This window comes from Paraburkholderia lebeckiae (assembly GCF_050436325.1).
Classification (GTDB): domain Bacteria; phylum Pseudomonadota; class Gammaproteobacteria; order Burkholderiales; family Burkholderiaceae; genus Paraburkholderia; species Paraburkholderia tuberum.
Genome location: NZ_JBNDLZ010000002.1, coordinates 357249 through 383494 on the forward strand (window position 1 = coordinate 357249; position 26246 = coordinate 383494).

Genomic DNA, 26246 nt, shown 5'->3' on the forward strand with positions numbered 1-26246 from the left:
GAGGCGAAGCTCAGAGAATGCATACCCGACGAACTGTGGTCCCTCGTCGAACCGTTGCTACCCGAGGGGGCGCGCGCAACAGCTTCTAAGCCGACAGAAGTTCACCGACTGAGTACCGTCACAGCGGGAAATCGCATCAGATACGAGGCGTCTCGACTGTCTCCCACGTAGCGAATATCAAGCAACCTCCCCGGGCGAACAGGATCGGCCGCCACGCCGCGAGCAATCAGACGCTCCAGGACGTCATGACGCAGCCAGAAAAGCGTCCCATCGTAAATCGCGGGCAGATAGTCCGTCTGGAATTCGGCGACGGCGTATATCCCGCTGTTGCTGCTCCAAAGGCCATGTGTTTCGATGACTTCCGGACGTTCCTTGCTCAGATAGTCCGCAAACCCTGCATACCCGCGACGCGCCAGCGATGGGTTGGTCAACAGCGCCGAATCCAGAATGTCCAGATGTTCGCAGCACAGTGCGGCGCCACCAACGTCTGGCGTCATGAACTTGAGCGTCGGTTGCCCCAGATACTCGCGCAGATGATCAACCGAAGCACCCGTCATCGCGTAGTTCGCTGGCGTAATTCCGCGCCAGTCACCGGGGAAATCGTGCCACGCTCTTTTTCGGGCCGCGTCTCCCGCCGCATTCAGCGCAGCGGGCAGCACGCCACGCGTCGCCGCACCAAGGATCACCGTGTCGACGTTGTCGCGCAGCAACGCAATGTTGAACAGGAAAGTTCCAGAGAGGCACAGGCAAAAGCCCACGAAATACATATGGCTGACGCATATTCGCAAAACGTTCTGCGAGAGAAAGGACGAATAGGGGAACCACGGCCATGAACATCCGCCCGGTATAGCCCCAATTTTTTCCTGATACAAGCGCGAATACGGCAAAAGAAAATATTAGAAGTACAGGCATCGGATCCAGACGGCGCTTTTTCTCTCCCTTCCGGCTCAGGTACATGCCAGCCAGAAACGCGGCATTCACGAAAAGGAAATCCTTGAGACCGCGCAGCTTTACCAATACGCCGTCCCAGCCTTTTTTACTGTAGGGCATTTGCAGCTTGGCCAGGATGGTATTCGGCAATAGCGTGCCGAAGACACGATACCTCCAGATTGTCATCAGCAGAAAGCAAAGCATGAGCCAGACGCACATTCGAATGGCATGCGGCCTATCCTGCGGGCAAAACACGACCATCCAGCCAAGCGCGAATCCCAGATAGAACACCGCCTCGAAGCGAGTCAGCATCAGAAGTGGCAACAGTGCATAGGCGAGTGTCGATCGCGCGCGCCAGGAGAGCACGAACGCAAACAGCAGCAACGCAAAGACCGTCATTTCCATGCCATTGATGATCTCGGCCTGGCAGGCTGGCAGCAGCCCCAGCAAGCACACCACGATGAGGCGATGGGTTGGGCTCGGCAGGCACGGTTCAAGTGCGCGCCACACGAGCACCAAGGTAGCGCTCATTGCGATGAAGGAGAGCAACTGCGCCGTCATGATCGCATCCAGAAAGCCTGGATGCATCATCCACTGCCCTATCGCCAACATCGCCGTCATTAGCAAAGTTGACGTACCTTCGGCCGGCGCCGAAGCTGATGTCAACGCGAGTACCCCGTGTCGCCCGAGTGTATGCGCATAGGCAATAGTGATGGCGCCGTCGTCCCAGCCATAAGGGCCGACCAGCGCTATCGCTGTCAACGAAAGCGCCGCATACGCGACGACGAAGAAGAACCCGGTGGCTCCAACTCTTCCCTCGACACTGTGTGTAAGGTTCTCGGACATAGCCAGTCGACGTAAGTAGGATGGCTGATATTACATCGGGCAAGCGGCGAGGGAACGTGGCCCCGAATATGGACACAGGTTGCTTCTACTTGATACGGTACGTCGGAAGATGAATGAGTTCCGTTTTGTACAGACCATTGTCCGATTTGCGCGTGACGAAATGCGAAGTGATTTGCGAACGCGGCATGCACGAGTCAGAAAATTGCTCGATCCGCATGCTAGCCGACATGCACCCGCAGCATCTCCAGCCACAGCGAACTCACATACAGCAACAAGCCGATAAATCCGCCGACGATCGTCCCATTGATGCGGATGTACTGCAGATCCTTGCCGATATTCAACTCGACCTGCCGTGACATCTCATGCGCGTCCCAGTTCTTCACGGTATCGCTGATATGGCGCGTGAGGAACCGCGCGAAATCCGGCGCCATCGCGCGCGCCGCGTCCTCGAGGTGATCGTTCAGCGATTGCCGCAGCGCTGGATCGCGCGCGAGTTCGCGGCCGACCCACGCGCCCATCGCGGCGACACGCCCATGCAGTGCCGAATCGGCGTTTTGCAGATCGCGCTTGAGCCACGCGCGCAACTCCCCCCACATGTCCTTCACGTAGCTGCCGAAAGCATCGCCTTCGACCAGATAGCGCTTCAGTGCTTCGCCTTGCTGCAGGAACACAGGATCGGTCTTCAGCCGCACGATCAGCTTCTGCACCGCCTGGTCGAACTTGTCGCGCAGCTCGTGCGTGGGGTTCTGCGCGATCTGTTCGAGCATACGGTTCGCGGCGCTCGCGATCGCCTCCGCCCCCTTCTCGCCGAGCCATACCGACGGAAGAAACTTCTCCATACTTGGATACTCGCTTTTCACCCAATCGACGATGCGCGCGGCAATGAATTCGCGCGCCGGCGCCTCGCGCAGCACCGCGATCACCTGATCGATCGCGGTGTCGAGCAGTTCCTGATGGCGGCCGTCGCGCGTCAGCGTGTCGAGAATCGCGCCGAGCGATTGCGACAGATCGACTTTCGCGAGCACGTCGCGCAACCCGTCCCTGATGAAGTTCTGAATGCGCGCGTCGTCGGCCACGTCGAGGATGCCGCCGGTGAGCCGCACCACGTAGTCGCCGAGGCGCGCGGTGTTGGCCGATTCGCTGAGCCATGCGGTGATGGTCTGCGCCGGATCGTGCCGGCGGATCAGACCGACCAGCGACGGCACGTCGAGAAACTTGTCCTGCACGAAGTGAGCGAGGTTGTCGGCGATCTTGTGCTTGTTGCGCGGGATGATCGCGGTGTGCGCGGACACGAGCGGAATCGGCACGCGGCGAAACAGCGCCGCGACCGCGAACCAGTCGGCGAGCGCGCCGACCATCGCGGCCTCGGCGACGGCCTTGATGCCGTCGACCCACAGGCCGCGCGGCAGGAATGCGGCGACGACGAAAACGCAGGCGGCCGCGAGCAGCAGCAGTAAAGGCGTGCGCTTGGCCTTCTTCAGTTCGGTGGTCTTGTCCATCGGGCGCGGTTGATCGTGTCGGGCGGCGGCTGGAAAGTTGGCGGGCTCAGCCGGTTCGGTTGCAATGATGCGGTACGGCCCGCGCGCGCGTCCAGCCTGGATACGCGCCGGCGCTTCGGCAAGGTAACATTCGCGATTGGGCTCCTCGGCGAAATCAACGCAAGAGGACGCAACGCAATCGGAATGGAGGCACAGTGATCAGGTTTCTGCACACCGCGGACTGGCAGATCGGCACGCAATTCGGTCAGTTCGAACCGGACGAGGCCGCGCATCTCGCCCAGGCGCGCTTCGACACGGTGCGCCGCATCGCCGAAGAAGCGGCCGCGCGCAACGTCGATGCGGTGCTCGTCGCGGGCGACGTGTTCGATCTGCAGACGGTGTCGGACACCGTGATCCGACGGTTGTTCGCCGCGCTACAAGCGTTTTCCGGAGCGTGGATCATGCTGCCGGGCAATCACGACGCGGCACTCGTCGAAAGCGTGTGGACCCGCGCGCAGCGGCTCGATTGCGTGCCGCCGAACGTGCGGCTCGTGCTCGAAGCCGGCGTCGTGCTGCTCGACGCGTGCCGTTGCACGCTGCTGTGCGCGCCGCTCACGCAGCGCATCACCTACGACGACACCACCGCGTTCTTCGATTCCACCGATACTCCGCCCGGCTATCACCGCGTGGGGCTCGCGCATGGCAGCGTCGGCGGCATTCTGCAAGACGGCATCGATTCGTCGAATCCGATCGCGCCGACGCGCGCCGCCAGTGCGCGGCTCGACTATCTGGCGCTCGGCGACTGGCATGGCCATCTGCGTGTCGACGAACGCACGTGGTACGCGGGCACGCACGAGCAGGACCGTTTCCGCGCGAACGAGCCGGGCTTCGTGCTCGACGTTACCGTCAGCGATCCCGGCGCGGTGCCGCAGGTCGACGCGGTGCGGGTCGGGCAATACCGGTGGCATCGCTGGGACGAGACGATTTCGGTGCCGACCGATGTCGATGCATTGAAAACCCGCCTCGCCGAACTCGGCGCGAATGACGTGCTGCGCATCGAGGTCGGCGGCACCGCGGCGCTCGCCGATGCCGAGGCGCTGCATGTCGCGGTCGAACAGGCGCGCGCGCGCGTGCGCGCGTTGCGTGCCGATCTGGGCAGTCTGCACGTGCTGCCGACCGCCGACGATCTCGCCGAACTCGGCGCGCAAAGCGGCTATCTCGCGAAGGTGGTCGCGCGGCTGCGCGGCCTGCAGGAAGACGCGCAGGCCGATCCGCAAGAGGCGCGGCGCGCGGCCGAGGCGTTGCTGCTGCTGGCGCGTTTTCAGCGCGACCAGCGGCAACGCGATTCGCAGGCCGCACCACCCGCGCAGATGCGCGAGCGGCAGCAACCTGAAGCGCCGCGTGAAGGAGCTCCCGCATGAAGCTGCAACGTATCGCGATTCAGGAATTCAGGCAGTTCGGCGGCCAGATCGTGATCGACGATCTGCAGCCCGGTCTCAATCTGTTCATCGGCCCGAACGAGGCCGGCAAAAGCACGATTGCCGAGGCGGTGCGCACGGTGTTCCTCGAACGCTACAAGGCGTCGCATCTGAAAGACCTGTTGCCGTGGGGGCTCGCGAGCGGGCAGCCGTCCGTCGAGGTCAGCTTCGAGCTCGATGGTGTGGCGTGCCGTCTGTCGAAGCAGTTCGTGTCGCGTCAGCGTTGCGAGCTGAGGATCGGCCAGGCCGTGTATAGCGAGGACGAAGCCGAAGACAAGCTCGCCGCGCTGCTCGGCTTCTCGCGCGCGGCGCGCGGTCCGATGAAAGCCGAGAACGCCGGCGTGCCGGGTCTGTTGTGGGTGCAGCAAGGCGGCACGCAGGAGATGCGCGATTCGACCGGGCACGCGGCACAGTATCTGCGCGACGCGCTCACGCAACTGTCGGGCGGCCGCGAAGCGGGCGGCGAGGACGCGCTGATCGCGGCCGTGCAGCGCGAACTGCGGCAACTGCTGACCGCGCGCACGCAGAAGTCGACCGGGCCGCTCGCCGAGGCGGAGCAGAAGCTCGCCTCGCTGATCGCGAGCCGCGACGAGCTGCAACAGCAGCGCCAGCAGTTCGACGACAACATCGCGCGCCTCGCCGCCCAACAGCAGGCATTCGACGAAGCCGAGCGCAGGCGTCCCTGGGAGCTTCACGAGCAGAAGGCCGCGCTCGCGCAGCAACGTGCCGCGGCGGTCGAACAACTCGAACGCGGTCTCGAAGGGCTCGCGCACTCGCTGAAGATCGGCGAGGCCGAACTCGCGTTGTCGGTGCAGCACGAGCAGGGCGCGCTCGAACTGGAAGCGGCCATCGCGCACGAACGCGAGCAGCTCGACGCGGCGCGCGCCGAGGTCGCGGCCGCGCAAACCGCGCATGCGCAGGCGCAAAGCCGTGTGGTGCAGTTCGAGCAGGCATCGGCCGAGGCGAACCGCGCGCTCGAACTCGCGAACGCGGCCGTAACCGCCGCCGATCTGCGCAGCCAGGTCGATTTCTATCGGGCAGAGGGCCAGCGACTCGAAGCGTCGATCGGCGAGGCGGACAAGGCGAACGCGGCGGTGTTGCAGGCCGCGCGCGACGCGGCGGCGCTCGAACTCGACGACGCGCAGTTCAAGCGCCTCGTCGCGCTCGACGGCGAACGGACCGTGTTGCGCGCACGGACCGAAGCGGCGATGACGCGCATCGAGTACAGCTTGAACGGCGAGTTGAGCGTCGACGATCAGACGATCAGCGGCACGGGCGTGCTGCATGTCGACGATGAAAAGCGCATCGGTCTCGGGAAGCTCGGCGAATTGCGCGTGATTCCGGGCGTGTCCGATCTGTCCGCGCGGTTGTCGGAGCTGGCGTCGCTCGAGGCGAAGCACGCGCAGTTGCTGCGGTCGCTCGGCGTCGCGTCGGTGGGCGATGCGCAGGCGCGTCACGAGCAATGGAAAACGCTGGTCGCGCAACAGAAGAGCCAGGCCAGGATACTCGAAGTCCATGCGCCGCAAGGCATCGATGCATTGCGCGCGGCGCTGGCATCGACGGCGGCGCGCTTGCAGGCGTCGAGCGAGCGCCTTGCCAGTCTGCCCGACGTGTCCGCGGCGCCGCCGCTCGACGACGCGCGCCGCAACGCCGACATCGCGCGCGACGCGTTGGAGACCGCGCGCAAGGTGCTCGCGCAGGCGGCGGGCGCGCAATCCAGCGGCGTTGCGAAGGCCGATTCGCTCACGGCGCAGTTGCAGCGTAAAGAAGCGCAGTTGAACGACGAAGCGTTTCGGCGCAAGCGCGCGCAGTGGCAGGCGCATATCGTCGAGCAACGCGTCAAGGTCGATGCGCTGAAGAACCAGCGCGGCGAGCGCGAGCGCGAACTCGATGCGGCGCGTCTGGACGACCCCGTGGCGGAGGCGAAGCGCTATCGCGCATCGGCGGACCTCGCGCGCAACGAGCAGCGCGAGCGTCAACTGCGGATCGCGGAGTTGCGTAGCCAGCTCGAAACGATGGGCGCATCGGGCCTCGGCGAACGGCTTGCCGCGCTCGAAGCCCAGGTTGAGCAGGCCACGCGTCGCAACGACGAACTGCGCCTGCGCGCGAGCGCGCTGAGTCTGCTCGACGAAGTGCTGGTCGACGAACGCGACGCCGCGCTCGCCCAACTGCGTGCGCCGTTGACCGAGCGGGTCGGTCACTACCTGAAGCGGCTTTTTCCGCAGTCGAGCCTCGCGCTCGGCGACGATCTGATTCCGGCGATGCTCGATCGCGACGGCCGCGCGGAACTGCTCGATGCGCTCAGCTTCGGCACGCGCGAACAGCTCGGCATCCTGACGCGGCTCGCGTACGCGGATCTCTTGCAGGCCTCAGGCCGGCCGACTCTGCTGATGCTCGACGACGCCGCGGTACACACCGATGCCGCGCGCCGCGACGCGCTCAAACGCGCGTTGATCGACGCGGCGACGCGGCATCAGATTCTGGTGTTCACGTGCCATCCGGAGTTGTGGGACGACCTGGGCGTGAGGCAGCGGGCGGTGCAGGATCTGAAGGTGGCGTGAGCGGGGCGGGCTGGTACCACCCGGTACGGTCCGCTTACTCGTACCACCGCGGCGTGTACACCCACTGCGCGCCGTGATGACCGCAAGCGAATCTTCTCGTCAGCGACGACCCGACGATCACCATCGTGCGCATGTCCACATCGGCCGAGCGAAGCTCGCCGAGCGTCAGCGTGCGCAGCGTGCCGCCGGGCCGGCCGATATCGCGACCCAGCACCACCTGGGTCGATGGCACGCGATACTCCCGCACGATGTCGAGTGCCTTGTCGAGTTGCCACGGACGCGCGCGCGAAATCGGGTTGTAGAACGCCATCACGAGATCGGCTTGCGCCGCATGGCGCAGGCGGGTTTCGATGATCGTCCACGGCTTCAGGTTGTCCGACAGCGACAGCATGCAGAAGTCGTGGCCGAGCGGCGCGCCGGCCTGCGCGGCGGTCGCGAACGCGGCCGACACGCCCGGCACGATCGATAGTTCGACGGCCGCCCATGCGTCGTTCCGGGAAGCTTCGAGCGCTTCGAGCACGGCGGCCGCCATCGCGAACACGCCGGGGTCGCCCGACGACACCATCACGACCGAGCGGCCTTCGCTCGCGAGCTCGAACGCGTGCCGCGCGCGCTGCGTTTCCTCGCGATTGTCGGTGCCGTGCACGCGCTGACCGGCACGCAGCGGGCCGGCCATTTTCACGTAGGTGTCGTAGCCGAGGATGTCGGTGGCTTCGTTCAACGCGGTGCGCGCGGCCGGGACCATCAGCTCGGCCCGGCCGGGGCCGAGGCCGATCACGGTCAGACGGCCGCGGGCACGGCCGAGCGTCGCGGGGTCGATGGCGAGCGGGGAGAGGGCGAGCGCGACGTTGGGTTGTGCGTCGTCGTGCAGCGTTTCGTGGGGGACGCGCAGCGCGGTATGCAGCAAGCTTGCGGCACTCGATTCGCCCTGTTCGGCGCTGGCATCGGCGAAGCGCAGCGGCACCTCGAGAAGCCTTGCCGCTTGCGCGAGCGCCGGGTCGGCCATGCTCGTCGATGGCGCGAGCAAGGCAGCAAGCGAAAGCATCGCGAGACGCTGCGCGTTCAGTGCCGCGCGCACGCACGCGACGATCGCGTCGGCGGCATCGGCATCGCCGCTGGCGACAGCCGCCACCACACTGCGCGGATGAATCACGAGTTCGTCTTCACGCCCATCCCACGCGCGCGGCGTCACGCGAATCGCGAGACGCGCCGACTCCGAGCGCGGCAGTTGCGCGTCGTCGAGCCACGGCGCGTCGCCTTCGATGCGCGTGCTTTCGCCCGCGAGCAGATCCGACACGAAGCGCTTGCCCTGACCTAGGTCGGCGAGCGCATAGCCATCGGGCGGATTGAGCACGCAGGTGCCGAAACGCAGCTCGCCGCTCGTCGTGATCGCGGGCTGCACGGCCAACGCCGCGGCGATGTCGCGCGCCATCACGTTGACGCCCGCGAGGCCGCCGAGCAGCGGCACGACCGCGCTGCCGTCCTCGGCGACCGCGAGGACCGGCGGCTCGGCGCCTTTGTTCGACAGCAGCGGCGCGAGGCAGCGAATCACGATGCCGGCCGCGCACAGCGCGACGATCGGCATGCCGCGCGCGTACAGCTCGCGCAGATGCGCGCCGAGTTCGCTGTACGAGACGTCGGCGTCGACGCGCCCCTGCAGCGCATGGACCTGGCAGTCCGTGGCAACGCCGGCCGCGGCATGCGCGCCACGCTCGACATACGACGCCTGAATCTGCCGCGCGGTCGCAAGCGCGCCCGTGCCGAGAATCACGATGGCGGGCGCGTTCATCCTTGCCATTTTTGCCCCGGAACGACCAGCAGTGAGAAATACGGCGACGCCATCGGATCGACTTCCGCGAGCGGCACGATGCGCTGATTTCGCATCGTCGCGCGTTCGACGTACAGCGCGCGGTGCGCGAGTCCGAGTTCGTCGAGCACGCGCCGTACCTTGTCGAAATTGCGGCCGAGTTTCATGATGACCGCCGCGTCGGCGTCGGCCAGACGGCGGCGCAATTCATCTTCGGGCAGCACGCCCGACAGCACCGACAAGCTCTGGTTGCGATACACGAGCGGCGCGCCGAGCACCGCCGCGCCGCCGAGCATCGAGCACACGCCGGGCACCACCTCACTGTCGTAGCGCGCCGCGAGCCGGTCGTGCAGATACATGTACGAGCCATAGAAGAACGGATCGCCTTCGCAGATCACCGCGACGTCGCGGCCCGCGTCGAGATGGCCCGCGACGATTTCGGCGGCGGTGTCATAGAAGTCCGCGATGATCGCTTCGTACGACAGCGGCGGTTCGAGCGCTTCGGTGGTGACCGGATAGACGAGCGGCAGATGCTGCTGCGCGTCGTGCAGATGCGCCTCGATGATGCCGAACGCGTTGCCCTTCTTGCCCTTCGCGACGAAATACGCGACCACCGGCGCCGCTTTGAGCAGCCGCAGCGCCTTCAACGTCAGCAATTCCGGGTCACCGGGACCGACGCCGATGCCGTACAGCCGTCCGCGACTCGTTAGCTGGCTCGCCATTTATTCGACCTCCGTCGCAAGCGCGTTGACCGCGGCGGCGGCCATCGCGCTGCCGCCGCGCCGTCCGTGCACGACCACATAGGGGACGCCGCGGCTGTTTTGCGCGAGTGCCGCTTTCGATTCCGCCGCGCCGACGAAGCCGACCGGAAAGCCGAGAATCAGCGCGGGCTTCTGCGCGCCGGCATCGAGCATGTCGAGCAGATGAAACAGCGCGGTCGGTGCATTGCCGATCACGACGACGCTGCCCGCCAGATGCGGGCGCCACAATTCGAGCGCGGCGGCCGAGCGCGTGTTGCCGATTTCGCGCGCGAGCGCGGGCACGTCCGGGCGCGTGAGCGTGCAGATCACTTCGTTGTTCGCGGCCAGCCGCGCGCGCGTGATGCCTTGCGCGACCATGCCCGCATCGCACAGGATCGGCGCGCCTTGCGCGAGCGCGCGGCGGCCCGCGCTGCCGGCGCCGTCGGAGAACGCGAGGTCGTCGATCACGTCGACCATGCCGCACGCGTGGATCACGCGCACCGCGAGCTTTTCGAGGTCGGCGGGGATGCGCGCGAGGTCGGCCTCCGCGCGGATCGTCGCGAACGATTGGCGATAGATTTCCTGACCGTCGCGAATGTAATCAAGCATGTGGAGTACTCCGGGCGAGGCGCGCGAGCAGCGCGGCGGCCTCGTCGATCGTCAGGTGGGGCGCGACGCATTGGCCGAAGCCGGGGCGGCCGTCGCGTCGATAAAGGTCGTAGAGGCCGGGTGCGGCGGCGAGCAGCGTATAGGGCGCGCGATGGGCGGCCGCGCAGGAGCGCGGACAGCCGGTCAGATGCACGTCGACGCCGGCGGGCAAGCGCTCGGCGAGTTGCAGCGCGTCGGTCTTGGTGTCGGCGAGGCCCTTCGCGCAGCCGGCCGAACCGGCGCAGGCGATCACGTGCGTGATGGCCTGCGCGGGATCGCACGCGAGACCGAGTGCGATCAGCTTCGCGAGCACGGCGGGCACCGCTGTCGTCGCGATGTCGGGCAGCAGCACGCTTTGCCATGGCGTCGCGTGCAACCTGCCGTTGCCGTGTTTTTGCGCGAGCGCAGCCAGGGCGCGCAGCGTGGCCGCATCGATCCTGCCGAGCGGTGGATGGCCGCCGACATGCGACCTGCCGTCGCCGCGCTGCGCGTGCGCGCCGAGCCGCAGCGATGGGTCGGCGGCGATGTGCCGTTGCCAGTGGCTCAGCGATGCGTCGCGCGCTAGCGGGAAATCGACGTAGCGCTGCGCGTGCTGCAGCAGCGCGTCGGCGCAATGCGTGGCGAGCAGGTCGCGCATGCGGGTCGCGTCGGCTGCGGCGAGGTCGAGGAACGTGTGCAGCAACGCGCGCAGGAGCGCGGGCACGCGCGACGGCGGCACCGCCGCGAGCGCGCCCGTGCCGTTGGAATCGCGATGGTCGCGCGGGTTCGAGTTCTCGCCTGCCGGAGCCGGGCACCCCGCGAGGCCGAACACGAAGCGCACGCCTTCTTCGTCAGCCGACGCCGCGAGCCACACGTCATGCGGATGATCGACCCGCGCAAGCTGTTCGCCGCCGTCGAGCAGCAGCGCGAATTTCGGCGACAACGCTACGAAGCGCGCATCGCCTTGCAGCAGCGTCAGCAGTTCTCCGCACAGCGGCGTCGTGTCGATCAGCGCGTGCGGATCGCGGCCGGCGGCGGGGCTGATCATCACGTTGCGGACGTCGTCGGCGGAACTGAGCGCGCCCGCCGGTCCAAGCCCCGCGCCGATCAGCGCCGCGCTCAACGCCGCTTCGTGTCCGTTACGCACGCCGCGCAGTTGCAGATTCGCGCGATTGGTCAGCTCGGCGACGCCGTTCGCGTGCCGCGTGCTCGCATCGGCGATCGCGCGTGCCTGCGCCGCGCTCAGGACGCCGCCGGGCAGTTTGATGCGGCAGATGCCGCCGTCGCGCGCGGGGACGATGCGCAGCAACCCCGGACATGCCGAGGGCCGAGGTGTCGTGACCGCGTGGGACGAAACGGTGGGAGATGAAGCTCGATTCAAAGGGGCACCGGGTTTAGCGTCGCGCGACGGCATGGCTGCGGCCTCGCTGCATGCTGCCCGACGAGGGCCGGCGTGAGCTGTGCGGCCGAAAAGCGCTGCGGGCTGACCGTGGGCAATGAAAGCGGCCATTATATCTTTACGCTGTGGCCGCAGCGCCTGTTTGCCGGCCATCGCGCGATGCCGGAGATCCCGGCAGCATGGCGCTCTGCCACGAACCCGGGGGCCGCATGGCGGCGGTATCATGCGGACTTTCGCAACCCCGCGCTCCGAGCCTGCGCAAAGGCGCATGCGTGACGCAGTGCAATCGCTAAAGAATCGACGCAACTGATGAGGATGGATGCATGCCGGCATGGCTGACCGTAGTGGGCATTGGCGACGACGGCTTCGCCGGTTTGGGGCGGCCCGCGCGGCGTGCGTTGCTGGGCGCGTCGGTCGTGTACGGCGGCGAGCGCCATCTGGCGATGCTGCCCGCGCGGCTCGCCGCGCGCCGTGCCGCGTGGCCGCGTCCGTTCGATCTCGCGCCGTTGCTCGCCGAGCGTCCGCACGCGGTGTGCGTGCTCGCGAGCGGCGACCCGATGCTGTTCGGCGTCGGCGCGACGCTCGCGCGGCAGTTGCCGGCCGGCGAGTTGCGCGTGCTGCCGGCGCCGTCGTCCTTGTCGCTCGCGGCCGCGCGGCTCGGCTGGGCGTTGCAGGATGTCGCGACCGTCTCGCTGGTCGGCCGACCGCTTGCCGCGCTGAATGCGGATCTGCGTGACGGCGCGCGTCTGTTCGTGCTGAGCGCGGACGGGCGCACGCCCGCGGCACTGGCGGCCTCGCTCGATGCGCGCGGTTTCGGCGCGACTGCCATGACCGTGCTCGAACATCTGGGCGGCGCACGCGAACGGCGTGTCGATGGCCGCGCGGATCAATGGCCGGCCGGCGAGATGGCCGCGCTCAATCTGATCGCGCTCGAGTGCCGCGCGTCGGCGCATGCGCCGCGTCTGCCGCTGACCTGCGGTTTGCCCGACGACGCCTTTATCCACGACGGCCAGTTGACCAAGCGCGACGTGCGCGTCATCACGCTCGCGCGCCTCGCGCCCGCGCCCGGCGAATTGCTGTGGGACGTCGGCGCGGGCAGCGGTTCGATCGGAATCGAATGGATGCGCGCGCATCCCACGTGTCGCGCGATCGCGATCGAAGCGAACGAAGCGCGGCAGCGCTTCATCGAACAGAATCGCGATGCCTTGGGCGTGCCCGGGCTGCAACTCGTGGCCGGCCGCGCGCCCGACGCGTTGCGGGGACTGCCGGCGCCGCACGCGGTGTTCATCGGCGGTGGGGTGACGGAGCCCGACGTGCTCGACACCTGTTGGACACAACTGCGCGACGGCGGCCGGCTCGTCGCGAACGCGGTGACGCTGCAAGGCGAGGCGGTGCTCGCCGCATGGCGCGAGCGGCATGGCGGTACGCTGACGCGCATCGGGCTCGCTCACGCGCAACCGCTCGGCGGCTTCGATACGTGGCGCCAGGCGTTGCCGATCACACTGCTCGACGTGACCAAACCCGCCAAACCATCGGCCGATTCGTGATGCGCGACGAGACTCCCGAACAGCCGGCGCCGCTGCGCAGCGGCTATACGACCGGCAGTTGCGCGACCGCGACGTCGCTCGCGGCCGCTCGTCTACTGCTGGCGGGCGAGGTCAGCGAGGTCGCGGAGATCGTCTTGCCGAAGGGCCAGCATGTGCCGATGCGGCTCACGTTCTGCCGGCTTGCCGCGACGGACGGCGAGCGGATCGCCGAAGCCGGCACGATCAAGGACGCCGGCGACGATCCCGACGTGACCCACGGCGCGCTCGTGTTCGCGCGCGTGCGCCTCATGCCCGGGCCCGGTGTGATCTTTCGCGCGGGGCCGGGCGTCGGCACGGTCACGCGCGCGGGGCTCACGCTGCCGGTCGGCGAACCGGCGATCAATCCGGTCCCGCGCCAGATGATCACGCAGCACCTCGACGAACTCGCCGCGCGCCACGCGTATCGCGGCGGCTTCGAAGTGACGATCGGCGTCGAAGGCGGCGAAGCGCTCGCGCTGAAAACGATGAACCCGCGACTCGGGATTGTCGGTGGACTGTCGATACTCGGCACCACCGGCATCGTGCGGCCGTTTTCGTGCTCGGCGTATATCGCGTCGATCCACCAGGGCATCGACGTCGCGCGCGCGAACGGCTATACGCATGTGGCCGCCTGCACCGGCAACGCGAGCGAGGACGCGATGCGCGCGCATTACGGCCTGCCCGATATCGCGCTGATCGAAATGGGCGATTTTGTGGGCGCAGTGCTCAAGCATGTGAAGCGCGCGCCGGTCGAGCGGCTGAGCATTTGCGGCGGCTTCGGCAAGCTCAGCAAGCTCGCGGCCGGCCATCTCGATCTGCATAGCCGCAACTCCAGCATCGATCTCGAACAACTCGCCGGCTGGGCTGCCGCGCATGGCGCCGACGCCGCGCTGCAAGCGGCGATGCGCGCGGCCAACACGAGCCAGCAGGCGCTCGCGCTCGCTCACGCGCGGCAGGTGCCGCTCGGCGATATCGTCTGTCAGCACGCTTTGGCCGTTGCTCGCGATATCGTGCCGCCGCAGGTCAGCGTCGAAATCTTCGCGATCGACCGGCAGGGCAACATCGTCGGAGTCGCGCGATGACGCGCATCCTGCTGCTCGGCGGCACTGGCGACGCGCTGAAGATCGCGCGCCAACTCGGTCCCGCGCATGTGTACAGTCTCGCGGGACTCGGCAAGGTCCCCGACGACTTGAAGTGCGCGGTGCGCGTCGGCGGTTTCGGCGGCAGTGCGGGTCTGGCGCGTTACCTCGCGAGCGAAGCGATCGGCCTCGTGATCGACGCGACGCATCCGTACGCGGCGCGGATCAGCGCGAATGCCGTAGACGCGTGCCGCGCGGCGAAGGTGCCGTGCTGGGCGCTGCGGCGTCCAGCGTGGCAGCCGCAAGCCGGCGACGACTGGCGCATGGTCGATGACTGGGACGAACTGATCGACACGCTCGCGCCGTTCAGGCGGCCGCTTTTCACGCTCGGGCGCGAACCGCTCGCGCATCTCGACGAGATTCCGCCGCATCAATTCTGGACCGTGCGCGTGCTCGATTCGCATCCGGACACGGCGCGCTCGCGCATCCTCGCGGCGCGCGGACCGTTCACGCTCGACGGCGAACGCGCGCTGTTCGCGCTGCAGGCGTTCGACGTGGTCGTCAGCAAGAACAGCGGCGGCGGCGCGACCGAGGCGAAGCTCGAGGTCGCGCGCGAACGCGGCTTGCCGGTGATCATGCTGCGACGGCCGGTGTTGCCCGAGGTCGATCGCGAGTTCGCCAGCGTTGCCGATCTTCTCGATGCGTTGTCCGCGCAGGCGAATGCGGATTCGGGTAAGTGAGCAAATAATTGGAGTACTGAATGACAGTGTTTTTTATCGGCGCGGGTCCGGGCGACCCGGAACTGATCACGGTCAAAGGGCAGCGTCTCGTGCGCAGTTGTCCGGTGATCCTGTATGCGGGGTCGCTGGTGCCGGCCGCGGTGCTCGAAGGTCATGGCGCGCAACAGGTGATCAACACCGCGGAGCTCGATCTCGACCAGATCGTCGCGCTGCTCGCGGCGGCGCACGCGAAGGGCCAGCATGTCGCGCGCGTGCATTCGGGCGATCCGTCGCTGTACGGTGCGATCGGCGAGCAGATCCGCCGTTTGCGCGACCTGGCCATTCCTTACGAAATCGTGCCCGGCGTGACCGCGACGGCCGCATGCGCGGCGGCGCTCGGCTGCGAGTTGACGCTGCCCGACGTGTCGCAGACGCTGATCCTCACGCGCTACGCGAGCAAAACGTCGATGCCCGAAGGCGAGCAGTTGGGCGATCTCGCGCGCCATCGCGCGACGCTGGCGATTCACCTCGGCGTGCGGCATCTCGCGCGCATCGTCGATGAGCTGCGGCCGCATTACGGCGGCGCGTGTCCGATCGCGGTGATCTATCGCGCGAGTTGGCCCGACGAGGAAAAGATCACTGGCACGCTCGACGATATCGTCGCGAAGGTGCAGGGCAGCGCGATCGAGCGCACCGCGCTGATTCTGGTCGGCCAGGTGCTGGCCGCCGAAGGGTTCGCCGATTCGACGCTGTATGCGAAGGGCAGTTGACGGCGCCGTGAAAGCCGTTCTGGCGTCAGGGAGCCGCGTGGATTGTCGATCATAATGTGACGCAGCGCGAGAGCCTGGCCGCCCGTCTGCTGGCAAAACGCGAAGCGCGAAAACGCGAAAATCAGCAAGTTCTGCACCGCCTCGCGGCGCGCAGACCGCTATCGTGGCGCCATGATGAAGCCCAGCACCGAACGTGATTACCGTCGACGGATCGCTCGCGTGGTCGAGGCCATTCTGGTCGAGCCCGGCGCGCGACACACGCTCGACAGCCTCGCGGCCGTCGCGCATATGTCGCCGTATCACTTCCACCGGATTTATCGGGCGTTGATGGGCGAGAGCGTCGGCGACACCGTCAAGCGTCTGCGGCTCGCCGAGGCGGCCCAGCGGTTGACCGACGCCGCGCAGGTCACCGCGGTCGCGCACGACGCCGGCTACGACAGTCCCCAAGCATTCGCGCGCGCGTTTCGCGATTTCACCGGTGTGTCGCCGAGCGAATTTAGGACCCGGCAGCGGCATCTGGTGGCGAATCCGGCGGTTTCGACAGCTTCGGCGCGGACCCTGCGAACGGCGCAAGCGCGCATCGCGCAGCGAGGCGACGGCGACGGCGCCCGCATTCACGATGGCGTCGACGATAACCGTGACGAAAGCACCGAAAGCCAAAGCACGCCTGCGCTGCCGTCCGTCGAAGTCACCGAGCTTGCGCCGCTCGACGTGCTGTGCCTTCGCCATGACGGCCCGATTGCGACGATCGGCCAGACCTTCCACACGCTGATGACGACGCTGCGCTGCGACGAGAACCCGCTGTTGCAACAGCGGGTCGGCATTTGCGCGCGCGATCCGTCGATGGCTGGCGGGTTTTGCTATCACGCGGCAATTGTCGCGGGCTCGCAGGCGGCGTTGAGCAGTGCGATGGAGCGGCTCGACGAAGCCGCGCAACGCCCGCGTGTTGCCGGGCCGCCGCCGGGCATCGAGCCGCTGCGGCTCGAAGGCGGGCTGTATGCGGTGCACCGCCTCGTCGGCCCTTATGCGCTGATCTCGCCCACTTTCAGGGCGCTGTACAGCGGCTGGCTGCCGCGCAGCGGCTACCGGCGCGATCAGCGGCCGGGGCTGGAACTGTATCGAAGCACGCCCGATCGCAGCGAGCAACATCCCTGCGTCACCGATCTATTGATCCCCATTTGCGAGAACTAACCATGATGCGTCGAGGTTGTGCCGCGCTGTCGAGCGCGGTGGTGGTGTCGTTGACCGCGGCGTTGTCAGGGGCGCTGTCTGGCGCGATGTGGGCTTCGTTGCCGGCGAACGCCATCGCGCAAACCGCCTCCGCCGGCTGGCATGTCGGCGAAACGAGCCGCGTATTTCACCCCGCCGTGGCCCGCAACTGGCGCGGCGCGCAAACGCAGGCGCTGATCACGCGCATCTGGTACCCGGCCGATGCGGCGCAACCCGAGACGCCTCACGATATCGGCGCGCCGGGCCATCCGATGTTCGTCGGCCACGCGGCCGCCGATGATGCGCCGTTGTCCGCCGCGCAGCCCAAATACCCGTTGCTGCTGCTATCGCACGGCACCGGCGGCAGCGCGGACAGTCTCGACTGGCTCGCGGCGTCGCTGGCCGCGCAGGGCTATGTCGTCGCGGGCGTCAACCATCCGGGTAACAACGCGCTGGAGCCGCGCACGCGCGACGGCTTCATCCTCTGGTGGGAGCGCGCGACCGATTTGAGCGAAGTGCTCGACGGGGTGCTCGCGGACCCGCGTTTCGGTCCGCGCGTCGACACCACGCGGATCGGCGCGCTGGGCTTTTCGCTCGGCGGCTATACGGTGCTCGAAGTCGCGGGCGCACGGACCGATCGCGTCGCATTCGAGCGCTTTTGCACGTCGCCCGAAGCCGATGCGATCTGCTCGCCGCCCGAAGCCGCCAATCTCGCGCACGCGCCGGGCGCGCAGGCGCTGACGGTCGAGGGGCTATCGGCGGAAACGAACGCGTCGCGCGCGCGCTCGGGCGACTCGTATCGCGATCCGCGCGTCAAAGCCGCGTTCGCGATCGCACCCGCGCTCGGCGAGGCATTCAGCAGTGCGTCGTTCAGGGAAGTGACGATTCCGGTCGCGCTGCTCGCGGGCGAGGCGGACACGACCGCGCCAGTCAACACCAACATTCACCGCATCGCGGGCTTCATGCCGCAAGCGAAGGTGACGATGGTGCCGGGCGCCTCGCACTATACGTTCATGGATGTGTGCGAGCCCGAGGCGATGGAGCGTCTGGCGCCGATCTGCAAGGACGGGCCGGGTGTCGATCGCGCCGCGATTCATGCGCGAACCGCGGCACAGGTGCGTGATTTCTTCGCGGCGACGCTGCCGGCGGGCGGCTCGTAGCGCTCGCGAACGCAAGCGGTTCGCGACGCCGCGCGACTCAGTCCTCGAGCGGCGACAAGGCCTTGAGTGGTGCCGGCTTGTCGTCGCCGAATCGGATCGTTGGGACCAGCGCGAGCAGCGCGACCACGAATAGCGCGATCACGAACATCGACACGAAGGTCAGATGCAGCGACTGGTGCAGCACGAGCCGGACCAGATCGCTGTCGCCGAGGTCGGCGGCGCGGTTCTGCAGCAGCGCCTTCAGCTGATCCGACGTAACCGTCGCGACGCCCTGCGAATGACTGAGCCCGAAGTTCAGCACCGCGCCGAACAGCGTCGCGCCGAGCGTGCTGCCGAGATTGCGCGAAAACAGGTTCGACGCGGTCGCGCTGCCGCGTTCGTCCATTCTGACGATCTCCTGGATCAGCACGAGCGAACTGACGCTCGAGGTCCCCATGCCAAAGCCCATGATCAGCGACGCGAACCCGGCAACGAGCGGCGACGCGCCCGGCGACAGCAACAGCAGCAGCACCGCGCCGAGCGGCACGAACGCGCTGCCGCAGATCAGGATGCGCCGCAAACCGAGCCGGTGAAACGACTTCGCCGCGAACGTCGCGCCGGTGGGCCAGCCGACCATCATCATCGTCAGCGCGAGGCCGGCCACCACGGGCGAACGATGCAGCACGCCCTGCACGTACATCGGCAGGAACGTGGTCGCGCCCATCAGGATCATGCCGGCCAGCACCGTCGCGCCGTTGCACGCGGCGATCGGGCGGCGGCTCCATAGCGCGAACGAGATCATCGGTTCGGCCGCGCGACGCTCCTGCAGCACGAACAGCAGCACGCACAGCACGAAGACGCCGCCTGCGAGCGAGGCTGGCGCCAACGCGTCGTCGCCGGCGTAGGTCAGCGCCATCATCAGGGCTGCGATCGCGGTCATGAACAGCGCGGCGCCGGCGAAGTCGATGGACGGCCGCGCGTGCCGTTCGGATTCGCGCAGGAACGCGATGAAGCCCGCCGCCGACGCGAGCCCGATCGGCACGTTCATCCAGAAGATCCACGCCCACGACAGGTTGTGAATGATGAAGCCGCCGACCATCGGACCCACGACCGCCGAAATCGCCCACACGCTCGCGAGATAACCCTGCACCTTGCCGCGTTCGCGCGCCGGGTACAGATCGGCGACGACGGTCAGCGTGACCGGCTGGATCGCGCCCGCGCCGATCCCCTGGATCAGGCGGAACACGATCATCGCCGGCATCGACCACGCGAAGCCGGCGAGCACCGAGCCGACGAGGAAGATCGCGATGCCCGCGAGGATCACGGGCTTGCGCCCATAGAGGTCGGCGAGCTTGCCGAACACCACCGTCATCGCGGTCTGCGTGAGCAGGAACGACGAGAACACCCAACTGTATAAATGCAGGTCGCCGAGTTGCGAGACGATCTGCGGCATCGCGGTCGACACGATGGTCGCTTCGATCGCGACCATCGCCATCGAGGCCATCACGGCGGCGATCACGAGCGGGCGTGAAGATTGAGTATTGCGGGACATGAAGGGCGTAGTATCGATATGTTGAATGCGTCGACGGCCCGGAGGAGGCCTTGCTGCGACGCATCGGCGCGGCCGCGCGTGGCGGCCGGTCAGGAGTATGCACCTTGCGGAGAATGCGTGCTCGCGCCTGGGCAGCCGGCGAGCCGGCCGGATTGGGCACGACCGTTGCGTATTCGGATTTCCCTTTGACACACGGAGGACAATCATGAGGATCGAATTCACCGGACGCCGGGAAGTGGTGGCTGCTGCGCGCGTCGCCTACGAGGCCAATGTGGACGGGAAGGACGTATGGTGCAGCGTATCGCTCGACGCGCTCAACGACCATTTCGGCAATGGCAGCCTCGGCAACGGCGCCCCGTCTGCTCACGATCTGGTGGGAGCGTTCGAGGCGAACCGCGCCCGCATTGAAAATGCTACGCGGCGGGTGCTCGAACGCAACGGGGGACGGTCCGTGGAGCTCGAGACGCGCGACTTCGATTGAACGGCCCGCTTGCTCGTATCGGGTCAAGCCATTCGTGCCGCGGTGGAAAGGACTCTTCCATCGCGGCGACTGATCCGCGACGCCGGCGCGGCTACAGTATCGACGCGCACACCGTTTAACGCGTGTGAGCGAGAGAGTTGGACCCGGCTGCCGGCAGCCGGGTCTTTTTTATGGCACGTGCAGGCACGCCATGATTTCGCTGGCAATTCGCGGCAGGAGCGTCCGACGATTAGCACGGTGATTCGCGCGACGATTGAAAGGCTGCGGTATAGTCGCGGCAACTTCCAATCCGTCTCTTCGATTCTCTGGAGAATATCGTGCAGGAAATCATCGAAGGTCTGATCCGCTTTCAACGCGAGGTCTTTCCACAGCAAAGCGCGCTCTTCAAGCGGTTGTCGACCGCGCAGAATCCCAGCACGCTCTTCGTGACCTGTTCGGACAGCCGCGTGGTGCCGGAACTGCTGACGCAGACCGAACCGGGGTCGCTGTTCGTGATCCGCAACGCGGGCAACATCGTGCCGTCGTACGGCCCGGAGCCGGGCGGCGTGTCGGCGACCGTCGAATATGCGATTGCCGTGCTCGGCGTGACCGACATCGTGATCTGCGGGCATTCGAACTGCGGCGCGATGACGGCGATATCGAGCTGCACGAATCTGGAGCACATGCCGGCGGTCGCGAGCTGGCTGCGTCACGCGGATGCGGCGAAGGCGATCAACGCGTCGCGCCACTACTGCTCGGATGCCGAGCGTCTCGAGGCGCTGGTCAAGGACAACGTGATCGCGCAGCTCAGCAACATCCGCACGCATCCGTCGGTGGCGGTCGGACTCGTGAACAAGACGCTGCGGCTGCATGGCTGGATCTTCAATATCGAAAGCGGTGAAATGCTTGCGCTCGATGGCAAGACCGGTAACTTCTTGCCGCTTGCGGATAATCGGGAAATTTGTGCGGGTTAAAGCGGCATTAAAACGGTTTTTAGTTTGAGGGATTAACACCCGGCTTGCTAAAAGCCGGCGCGGCGGCGCGGTTTCAACCCCACCGCGCCGCCCGCCACAACCATCCCTATCAGATCGACGTCACCAGCGAATCCGACGGCACGATCTTCAACACACCAGGGCTTTTCGCAGCCGGGTTCGACCACAACAGATGCATGCTCGCGGTCCCCGTGCCGTGCACGTACTCGACCTTGATCGACGCGCTCTGGTTCGCGGCGAGATGGACCTTGCCGGTCGCGCTGCCTGGCGTCGTGCGATACGCCGACACCGAAGCGCCGCACGCCGAAGCTGCCCGACTGGAACGCCGCGGGCAGCGCATTGGTCGCGTCGTTGGCGCTCACCACGCGCTGGCCGTCCAGGTCGACGAGGATCGCGTTGCCGCTCGTCGTCACCTTCAGAGCGCGTTTGAACGGAGGAATACCCGTCGATTTCGGACACATCCCCGACCAGATCCGCCGATTCGCAGCTTGTTGGGTCTAAAAAGGAAAACACTGTCATTCGTATCGCCCACACTTTGACTAATGGGTCGATCGCATGCGCGTGCGTCGACTTCGGCGGTCGATCGGTTGGAATGGGGAGCGTGCCTTGTATAGCGAACCGAGAATGATCGTGTTGACGGGCCTCGTCTTCGGCGCGGTGACGCTTGGGGCCTATGTGTCGCAACTGGACAACGACTGGTCGTCCGGTCGGGACGTGAGTCTCGTCGCCTATGGCGAGCGGGGTGTCAGCACGATGGGCGCGGCGGCGGGGCAGAGCGAAGGCCAGCCCGGCGTGGCGACGGTCGCGCCGGCAACCCGCCGCCATGCGCTGCGCGACGACGTGACCGCCTTGCGGGGTCAGCCGGCCGCGTCGATTGGAGCGCAGGCGGGCGACGCTCTGGCCATCGCCGCACTACAGTTCGCGCGGGAGTCGAACAAGGCGCAGCAACAGCTGCAGCAACAGCCGCAGCCGCAGCAGACGAGTTTGCCGCCGCAGCCTGCGGTGACTTCGAACCGGACCCAGGCGCCACCCACGGCAAAGACCGGGCACGCACACCATGGCCACATTGCGTCGGGTACTACGACGAAACCGCGCTCAGCGCAAAGCGTTGCGACGACATCGGGTAGTCATGCGCGGGGCGGCAGCCACCGGAAAAGTTCTACTGCCGAGCGGTCTGGGAAGAAAGCGGCCAGCGTCGTGCCAGAGGCGCGGCCGTCGTCGCAATATGCCACGCAAGGCGTCGAGTCGCCATGGTCGATGCCGCGCGCGGGGCTGACCAACCAGGCCGCAAATCCGGCGGTCGCCAGCAACGGCCCCAAAACCCGCGCCGAAGTAGAGGCCGAACTCGTGCGCGCGCGTGAGAACGGTACGATGCCCGCCTTCGGCAGACCCGAGCCATCGGGACCTGGGGCGCACTGAAGCAGGGCGCCGCGCCCTAGCCAACCGTTAGATCAATGACGCGGCGAGCCGCGCAAAGGTGGCTTCGTCGGTGCGATCGAACGCAAGCGGCGTGACCGATACGCGACCCGCCGCGACCGTTGCCGTTTCGCTGTCGGCATCGTTCTCGCGCGGGCCACGATCGAAGCGCAGCCAGTGATACGCGATGCCGCGCGGGTCGACTTCAGGCAGCACCTCGATGTCCCTGACGAGCCCGACGCCCTGGCGCGTCGGCGTCAGCGGACCGGCGTCGGCGGCATCGACATCGGGAAAGTTGATGTTCAGGCAGGTCGGCGCCGCATGCTCGATCGCGAGCAATTGACGGATCACACCGGGTGCGAGCGTGCGCGCGGTGTCCCAGCGAACGCGCTCGCGATCGCTGAACGCCTGGCTCAGCGCGAACGACGGCAGCCCGAGCAGCAGACCCGTCATCGCCGCGCCGACCGTGCCCGAGAACATCGTTTCGATGCCGAGGTTGCCGCCGCGATTGACGCCGGACAGCACCAGCGACGGCGCCTCGCGCATCAGATGACGCACGCCCATCACGACGCAATCGCCGGGCGTGCCGGTGACGCCGAAACGGCGTTCGCCCTGGCGGCTCACGCGCAGCGGCGAATGCAGGCTGATGGAATGCGACGTACCGCTCTGGTCGTGCTCGGGCGCGACCACCCAGACTTCGTGCGCGAGCTCGGCGGCTACGGCTTCGAGCACGGCGAGGCCGGGCGCGTCGATACCGTCGTCGTTCGTCAGCAGCACTCGCGGCAGCTTGGATTCGTCAGCGGACATCGCGTCAATCTCCTGTGGGTCGGTGAATGAATGGTGGGGAAGGGACGCCCATTATCCGGCTTTCGTCCGACGCGCGTACGATGACGATGAGCCGCCAACGACCCAGGACGACCCGCCATGCAGATCGACCCCTTTGAGATTGCGATCGCCGATCAGGACATCGACGATTTGCGCCGCCGCATCCACGCCACCCGCTGGGCGCCCACGACGCCCGCGCCCGCCTGGCAGCAGGGCGCCGACCCCGCCTGGCTGCGCGAACTCGCGACCTATTGGGCCGGGCAATTCGACTGGCGCGCGGCCGAACGCAGGTTGAACCAGCTGCCGCAATTTCTCGCCGACGTGAACGGCCAGACCGTGCACTTCGCACATCGGCGCGCCGCCAGTGTCGCGCCCGGCTTTCAGGCTTATCCGCTGGTGATCACGCACGGCTGGCCCGGTTCCTTCTTCGAGTTTCGCGCGCTGCTCGATCAGTTGTGCGATCCGGTCGCGTTCGGCGCCGATCCCGCCGACGCCTTCGACGTCGTCGCGCCGTCGCTGCCGGGCTTCGCGTTTTCGCCTGCGCCCGCGCAGGCCGGCATATCCGCGTTCCAGGTCGCGGACCTGTGGGTGTCGCTGATGCGCGGGCTCGGCTACGAGCGCTTCGGCGCGCAGGGCGGCGATCTTGGCGCGGGCGTGTCGATCGCGTTGGCCGCGCATCATCCGCGGGTGGTCGACGGCATCCATCTGAACTTCCTGCCGAGTTCCTATGAGCCCGCGATCGGCGCGGCGCAGCGGGAGCTGACGCCGGCCGAGCAGGACTATCTGCGCGAGAAGAACGACTGGGCCGCACTCGAAGGCGGTTACGCGCATCAGCACAGCACCAAGCCGCTGACCGTCGCCGCGTCGTTGAACGATTCGCCGGTGGGACTCGCCGCGTGGATCGGCGAGAAGTTTCGCGCGTGGAGCGATTGCGGCGGCGACGTGGAAAGCGTGTTCTCGAAAGACGATCTGTTGATCAATATCTCGCTGTACTGGTTCACGCAGTGCATCGGCCCGGCGATGCAGATGTATTGGGAAAACCGCCTGCAGCCGATGCGTTTCTCCGACGGCGAGCGCATCGACACGCCAGTCGGCTTCGCGCTGTTTCCGAAGGAGATCAATCATCCGCCGCGCAGTTGGCTCGAACGAACCTTCAACGTCGCGCAGTGGAGCGAAATGCCAGCCGGCGGGCACTTCGCGGCGATGGAAAAGCCCGCGTTGCTCGCGGCCGAAATTCGAAAGTTCTTCAGGCCGTTGCGGCAGAGAGCGCGCTAACCAGCGTCGATCACTAACGGCGAAGGCGGCTCATGCCGCCTTTCTTATTCATCCGGCGCCAGCAGGAATATGCAATAGAAATGAAATGCCCGAAATGATCACCGTCAAGGTTTGTCAAAACCGGCTTATCCCGATTTAAAGCGGTTGACCGTGGTCCTTTCGGCGGCGTTCGGCGCGGCGAAGCCCGCCACGCAAACCTGTCTGCGCGCTGCGTCGAACGCCTCGGCGCGGGCCGCAACGGACACGCTATTCATCGACGACAGCCCGGCCAGCGTGGACGGTGGTCGAACTTTCATGAACGAGAGCACCATACACGCTATGGCACATGCGTCGAACCACGATCACCGCCGCCGTTTTCTGCGCACGGCGCTGGGGCTGCCGGCAGCGCTTGCGTTGTCGCGCGTCACGTCCGCGCAAACTGAGGCGCACGCGCAATCCGTCACCCCCTTACCCCGCATGAGCCGCCGCGCGATCCCGTCCACCGGCGAAGCGGTGCCGGTGATCGGCTGCGGCACGTGGCGCACCTTCGACGTCGGCGACGATGCCGCCGCGCACGCCCAACTCGCCGAGGTGCTGCGCATCCTGTTCGAAGCGGGCGGCTCGGTAATCGATTCTTCGCCGATGTACGGTTCGTCGGAAGCGGTCGCGGGCGCGCTGCTCACGCAGCTCGACGCGCATCGCAAGGCGTTCGTCGCCACCAAGGTCTGGACCGAGGGACGCGAGGCCGGCATCGCGCAGATGGAGGAATCGCTGCGGCGTTTTCAGCAGCCGCATGTCGATCTGATGCAGATCCACAATCTGCTCGACTGGCGCACGCAGCTCGCGACCTTGCGCGACTGGAAAGCGCGCGGCCGGATTCGCTATCTCGGCATCACGCATTACACGTCGAGCGCGTTCGACGAAGTCGCGGCGGTGATGCGCAGCGAGAAGCCCGACTTCGTGCAGATCAACTACGCCGCCGACGATCGCGCGGCCGAGCAGCGCATCCTGCCGCTCGCGGTCGATCTCGGCATTGGCGTCGTGATCAATCAGCCATTCGGCGGCGGTGGTTTGCTGGCGCGCGTGATGAAAACGCCGTTGCCCGCATGGGCGGGCGAAATCGGCTGCACGAGCTGGGCGCAAATTCTGTTGAAATTCGTGCTCGCGCAGCCGGCGGTGACCGTCGTGATTCCGGGCACCGGGCGGCCGCAATACATGGCGGACAACGTGCGCGCGGGAGCGGGACCGCTGCCCGACGACGCGATGCGCGCGCGGATCATCGCGGCGGTCGGCGGCTGACGTGATGCGCAATCCATCACGGCGATTACTTGCCGCTTTCTATTCGCGTACAGGTGTCGCCTCCCACAAACGCCGCACAACACGGGAATAAAACCCGCCCC

Annotated in this window: 24 protein-coding genes; 13 read left to right on the top strand and 11 right to left on the bottom strand. The window is 66.9% G+C overall.

Features of this window, described 5'->3' with window-relative positions; all coding sequences use genetic code 11:
* Nucleotides 1-101: 101 nt before the first annotated feature.
* The 3 genes from OKW44_RS04630 to OKW44_RS04640 form a co-directional block, all read right to left on the bottom strand.
* On the bottom strand, nt 102-557 hold the full coding sequence (locus OKW44_RS04630) for a hypothetical protein (protein WP_429409566.1): 456 nt from the start codon (nt 555-557) through the stop codon (nt 102-104).
* Between the two features lie 31 nt (nt 558-588).
* Nucleotides 589-1776 carry a hypothetical protein gene (locus OKW44_RS04635; RefSeq protein ID WP_429409568.1) on the bottom strand — a complete coding sequence of 396 codons (1188 nt, stop codon included), beginning with the start codon at nt 1774-1776 and terminating at the stop codon, nt 589-591.
* 218 nt (nt 1777-1994) lie between these two features.
* A complete protein-coding gene (locus OKW44_RS04640; RefSeq protein WP_018425224.1) occupies nt 1995-3275 on the bottom strand; it encodes a DUF445 domain-containing protein in 1281 nt (426 codons plus the stop codon).
* A gap of 194 nt (nt 3276-3469) precedes the next feature.
* Here OKW44_RS04640 and OKW44_RS04645 point away from each other — a divergent pair, with 194 nt between their 5' ends.
* Both OKW44_RS04645 and OKW44_RS04650 read left to right on the top strand, forming a co-directional pair.
* On the top strand, nt 3470-4675 hold the full coding sequence (locus OKW44_RS04645; protein WP_018425222.1) for a metallophosphoesterase family protein: 1206 nt from the start codon (nt 3470-3472) through the stop codon (nt 4673-4675).
* The gene (locus OKW44_RS04650; protein ID WP_018425221.1) at nt 4672-7293 is read left to right on the top strand and encodes an AAA family ATPase; all 2622 of its coding nucleotides are present in this window, start codon (nt 4672-4674) and stop codon (nt 7291-7293) included. The genes OKW44_RS04645 and OKW44_RS04650 overlap by 4 nt, the downstream gene beginning before the upstream one ends.
* A gap of 34 nt (nt 7294-7327) precedes the next feature.
* Here the strand turns inward: OKW44_RS04650 and cobJ are convergent, their stop codons facing one another.
* The 4 genes from cobJ to cobG are packed head-to-tail and all read right to left on the bottom strand — an operon-like array spanning nt 7328 to nt 11881.
* Nucleotides 7328-9082, bottom strand: a complete 1755-nt coding sequence (cobJ, locus tag OKW44_RS04655; RefSeq protein WP_018425220.1) for a precorrin-3B C(17)-methyltransferase — start codon at nt 9080-9082, stop codon at nt 7328-7330.
* Nucleotides 9079-9822: a precorrin-2 C(20)-methyltransferase gene (locus tag OKW44_RS04660; RefSeq protein ID WP_018425219.1), complete on the bottom strand. Its 744-nt coding sequence runs from the start codon at nt 9820-9822 to the stop codon at nt 9079-9081. Before OKW44_RS04660 ends, cobJ begins: the two co-directional genes overlap by 4 nt.
* A complete protein-coding gene (locus OKW44_RS04665) occupies nt 9823-10449 on the bottom strand; it encodes a precorrin-8X methylmutase (protein ID WP_018425218.1) in 627 nt (208 codons plus the stop codon).
* On the bottom strand, nt 10442-11881 hold the full coding sequence (cobG, locus tag OKW44_RS04670) for a precorrin-3B synthase (protein ID WP_026226663.1): 1440 nt from the start codon (nt 11879-11881) through the stop codon (nt 10442-10444). The genes OKW44_RS04665 and cobG overlap by 8 nt, the downstream gene beginning before the upstream one ends.
* 308 nt (nt 11882-12189) lie before the next feature.
* On the opposite strand from cobG, the gene OKW44_RS04675 reads away from it, so the two are divergent.
* From OKW44_RS04675 to OKW44_RS04700, 6 genes are all read left to right on the top strand, one after another.
* Nucleotides 12190-13413, top strand: coding sequence for a bifunctional cobalt-precorrin-7 (C(5))-methyltransferase/cobalt-precorrin-6B (C(15))-methyltransferase (locus OKW44_RS04675; RefSeq protein ID WP_018425215.1), 1224 nt, complete (start codon nt 12190-12192; stop codon nt 13411-13413).
* The gene (locus OKW44_RS04680; protein ID WP_018425214.1) at nt 13413-14513 is read left to right on the top strand and encodes a cobalt-precorrin-5B (C(1))-methyltransferase; all 1101 of its coding nucleotides are present in this window, start codon (nt 13413-13415) and stop codon (nt 14511-14513) included. The genes OKW44_RS04675 and OKW44_RS04680 overlap by 1 nt, the downstream gene beginning before the upstream one ends.
* On the top strand, nt 14510-15250 hold the full coding sequence (locus tag OKW44_RS04685; RefSeq protein ID WP_018425213.1) for a cobalt-precorrin-6A reductase: 741 nt from the start codon (nt 14510-14512) through the stop codon (nt 15248-15250). Before OKW44_RS04680 ends, OKW44_RS04685 begins: the two co-directional genes overlap by 4 nt.
* A gap of 20 nt (nt 15251-15270) precedes the next feature.
* Entirely contained in the window at nt 15271-15999 is a 729-nt protein-coding gene (cobM, locus tag OKW44_RS04690) for a precorrin-4 C(11)-methyltransferase (RefSeq protein WP_018425212.1), read from the top strand.
* A 171-nt stretch (nt 16000-16170) separates the two neighbouring features.
* Nucleotides 16171-17190, top strand: coding sequence for an AraC family transcriptional regulator (locus OKW44_RS04695; RefSeq protein WP_018425211.1), 1020 nt, complete (start codon nt 16171-16173; stop codon nt 17188-17190).
* 2 nt (nt 17191-17192) lie between these two features.
* Nucleotides 17193-18368, top strand: a complete 1176-nt coding sequence (locus OKW44_RS04700) for an alpha/beta hydrolase family protein (protein WP_018425210.1) — start codon at nt 17193-17195, stop codon at nt 18366-18368.
* A 37-nt stretch (nt 18369-18405) separates the two neighbouring features.
* Here the strand turns inward: OKW44_RS04700 and OKW44_RS04705 are convergent, their stop codons facing one another.
* Complete coding sequence (locus OKW44_RS04705) at nt 18406-20106, bottom strand: MDR family MFS transporter (RefSeq protein WP_275426106.1); 1701 nt, start codon at nt 20104-20106, stop codon at nt 18406-18408.
* On the opposite strand from OKW44_RS04705, the gene OKW44_RS04710 reads away from it, so the two are divergent.
* Both OKW44_RS04710 and OKW44_RS04715 read left to right on the top strand, forming a co-directional pair.
* Nucleotides 20105-20380: a DUF1488 family protein gene (locus OKW44_RS04710; protein ID WP_008923225.1), complete on the top strand. Its 276-nt coding sequence runs from the start codon at nt 20105-20107 to the stop codon at nt 20378-20380. The two genes, OKW44_RS04705 and OKW44_RS04710, sit on opposite strands and share 2 nt — an antisense overlap.
* A gap of 317 nt (nt 20381-20697) precedes the next feature.
* Nucleotides 20698-21333, top strand: coding sequence for a carbonic anhydrase (locus OKW44_RS04715; RefSeq protein WP_018425208.1), 636 nt, complete (start codon nt 20698-20700; stop codon nt 21331-21333).
* A gap of 47 nt (nt 21334-21380) precedes the next feature.
* Here the strand turns inward: OKW44_RS04715 and OKW44_RS04720 are convergent, their stop codons facing one another.
* Complete coding sequence (locus OKW44_RS04720) at nt 21381-21764, bottom strand: hypothetical protein (protein WP_162634113.1); 384 nt, start codon at nt 21762-21764, stop codon at nt 21381-21383.
* Between the two features lie 211 nt (nt 21765-21975).
* Here OKW44_RS04720 and OKW44_RS04725 point away from each other — a divergent pair, with 211 nt between their 5' ends.
* A complete protein-coding gene (locus tag OKW44_RS04725; protein WP_018425206.1) occupies nt 21976-22770 on the top strand; it encodes a DUF4148 domain-containing protein in 795 nt (264 codons plus the stop codon).
* Nucleotides 22771-22797: 27 nt separating this feature from the next.
* On the opposite strand, the gene surE is transcribed toward OKW44_RS04725, so the two are convergent.
* Nucleotides 22798-23574 carry a 5'/3'-nucleotidase SurE gene (gene surE, locus OKW44_RS04730; protein WP_018425205.1) on the bottom strand — a complete coding sequence of 259 codons (777 nt, stop codon included), beginning with the start codon at nt 23572-23574 and terminating at the stop codon, nt 22798-22800.
* A 117-nt stretch (nt 23575-23691) separates the two neighbouring features.
* Here surE and OKW44_RS04735 point away from each other — a divergent pair, with 117 nt between their 5' ends.
* Entirely contained in the window at nt 23692-24867 is a 1176-nt protein-coding gene (locus OKW44_RS04735) for an epoxide hydrolase family protein (protein ID WP_018425204.1), read from the top strand.
* Between the two features lie 125 nt (nt 24868-24992).
* On the opposite strand, the gene OKW44_RS04740 is transcribed toward OKW44_RS04735, so the two are convergent.
* A complete protein-coding gene (locus tag OKW44_RS04740; RefSeq protein WP_162634112.1) occupies nt 24993-25163 on the bottom strand; it encodes a hypothetical protein in 171 nt (56 codons plus the stop codon).
* A 22-nt stretch (nt 25164-25185) separates the two neighbouring features.
* Between OKW44_RS04740 and OKW44_RS04745 the strand changes: the two genes are divergently transcribed.
* Nucleotides 25186-26145, top strand: coding sequence for an aldo/keto reductase (locus tag OKW44_RS04745; RefSeq protein ID WP_026226661.1), 960 nt, complete (start codon nt 25186-25188; stop codon nt 26143-26145).
* Nucleotides 26146-26246: the final 101 nt, after the last annotated feature.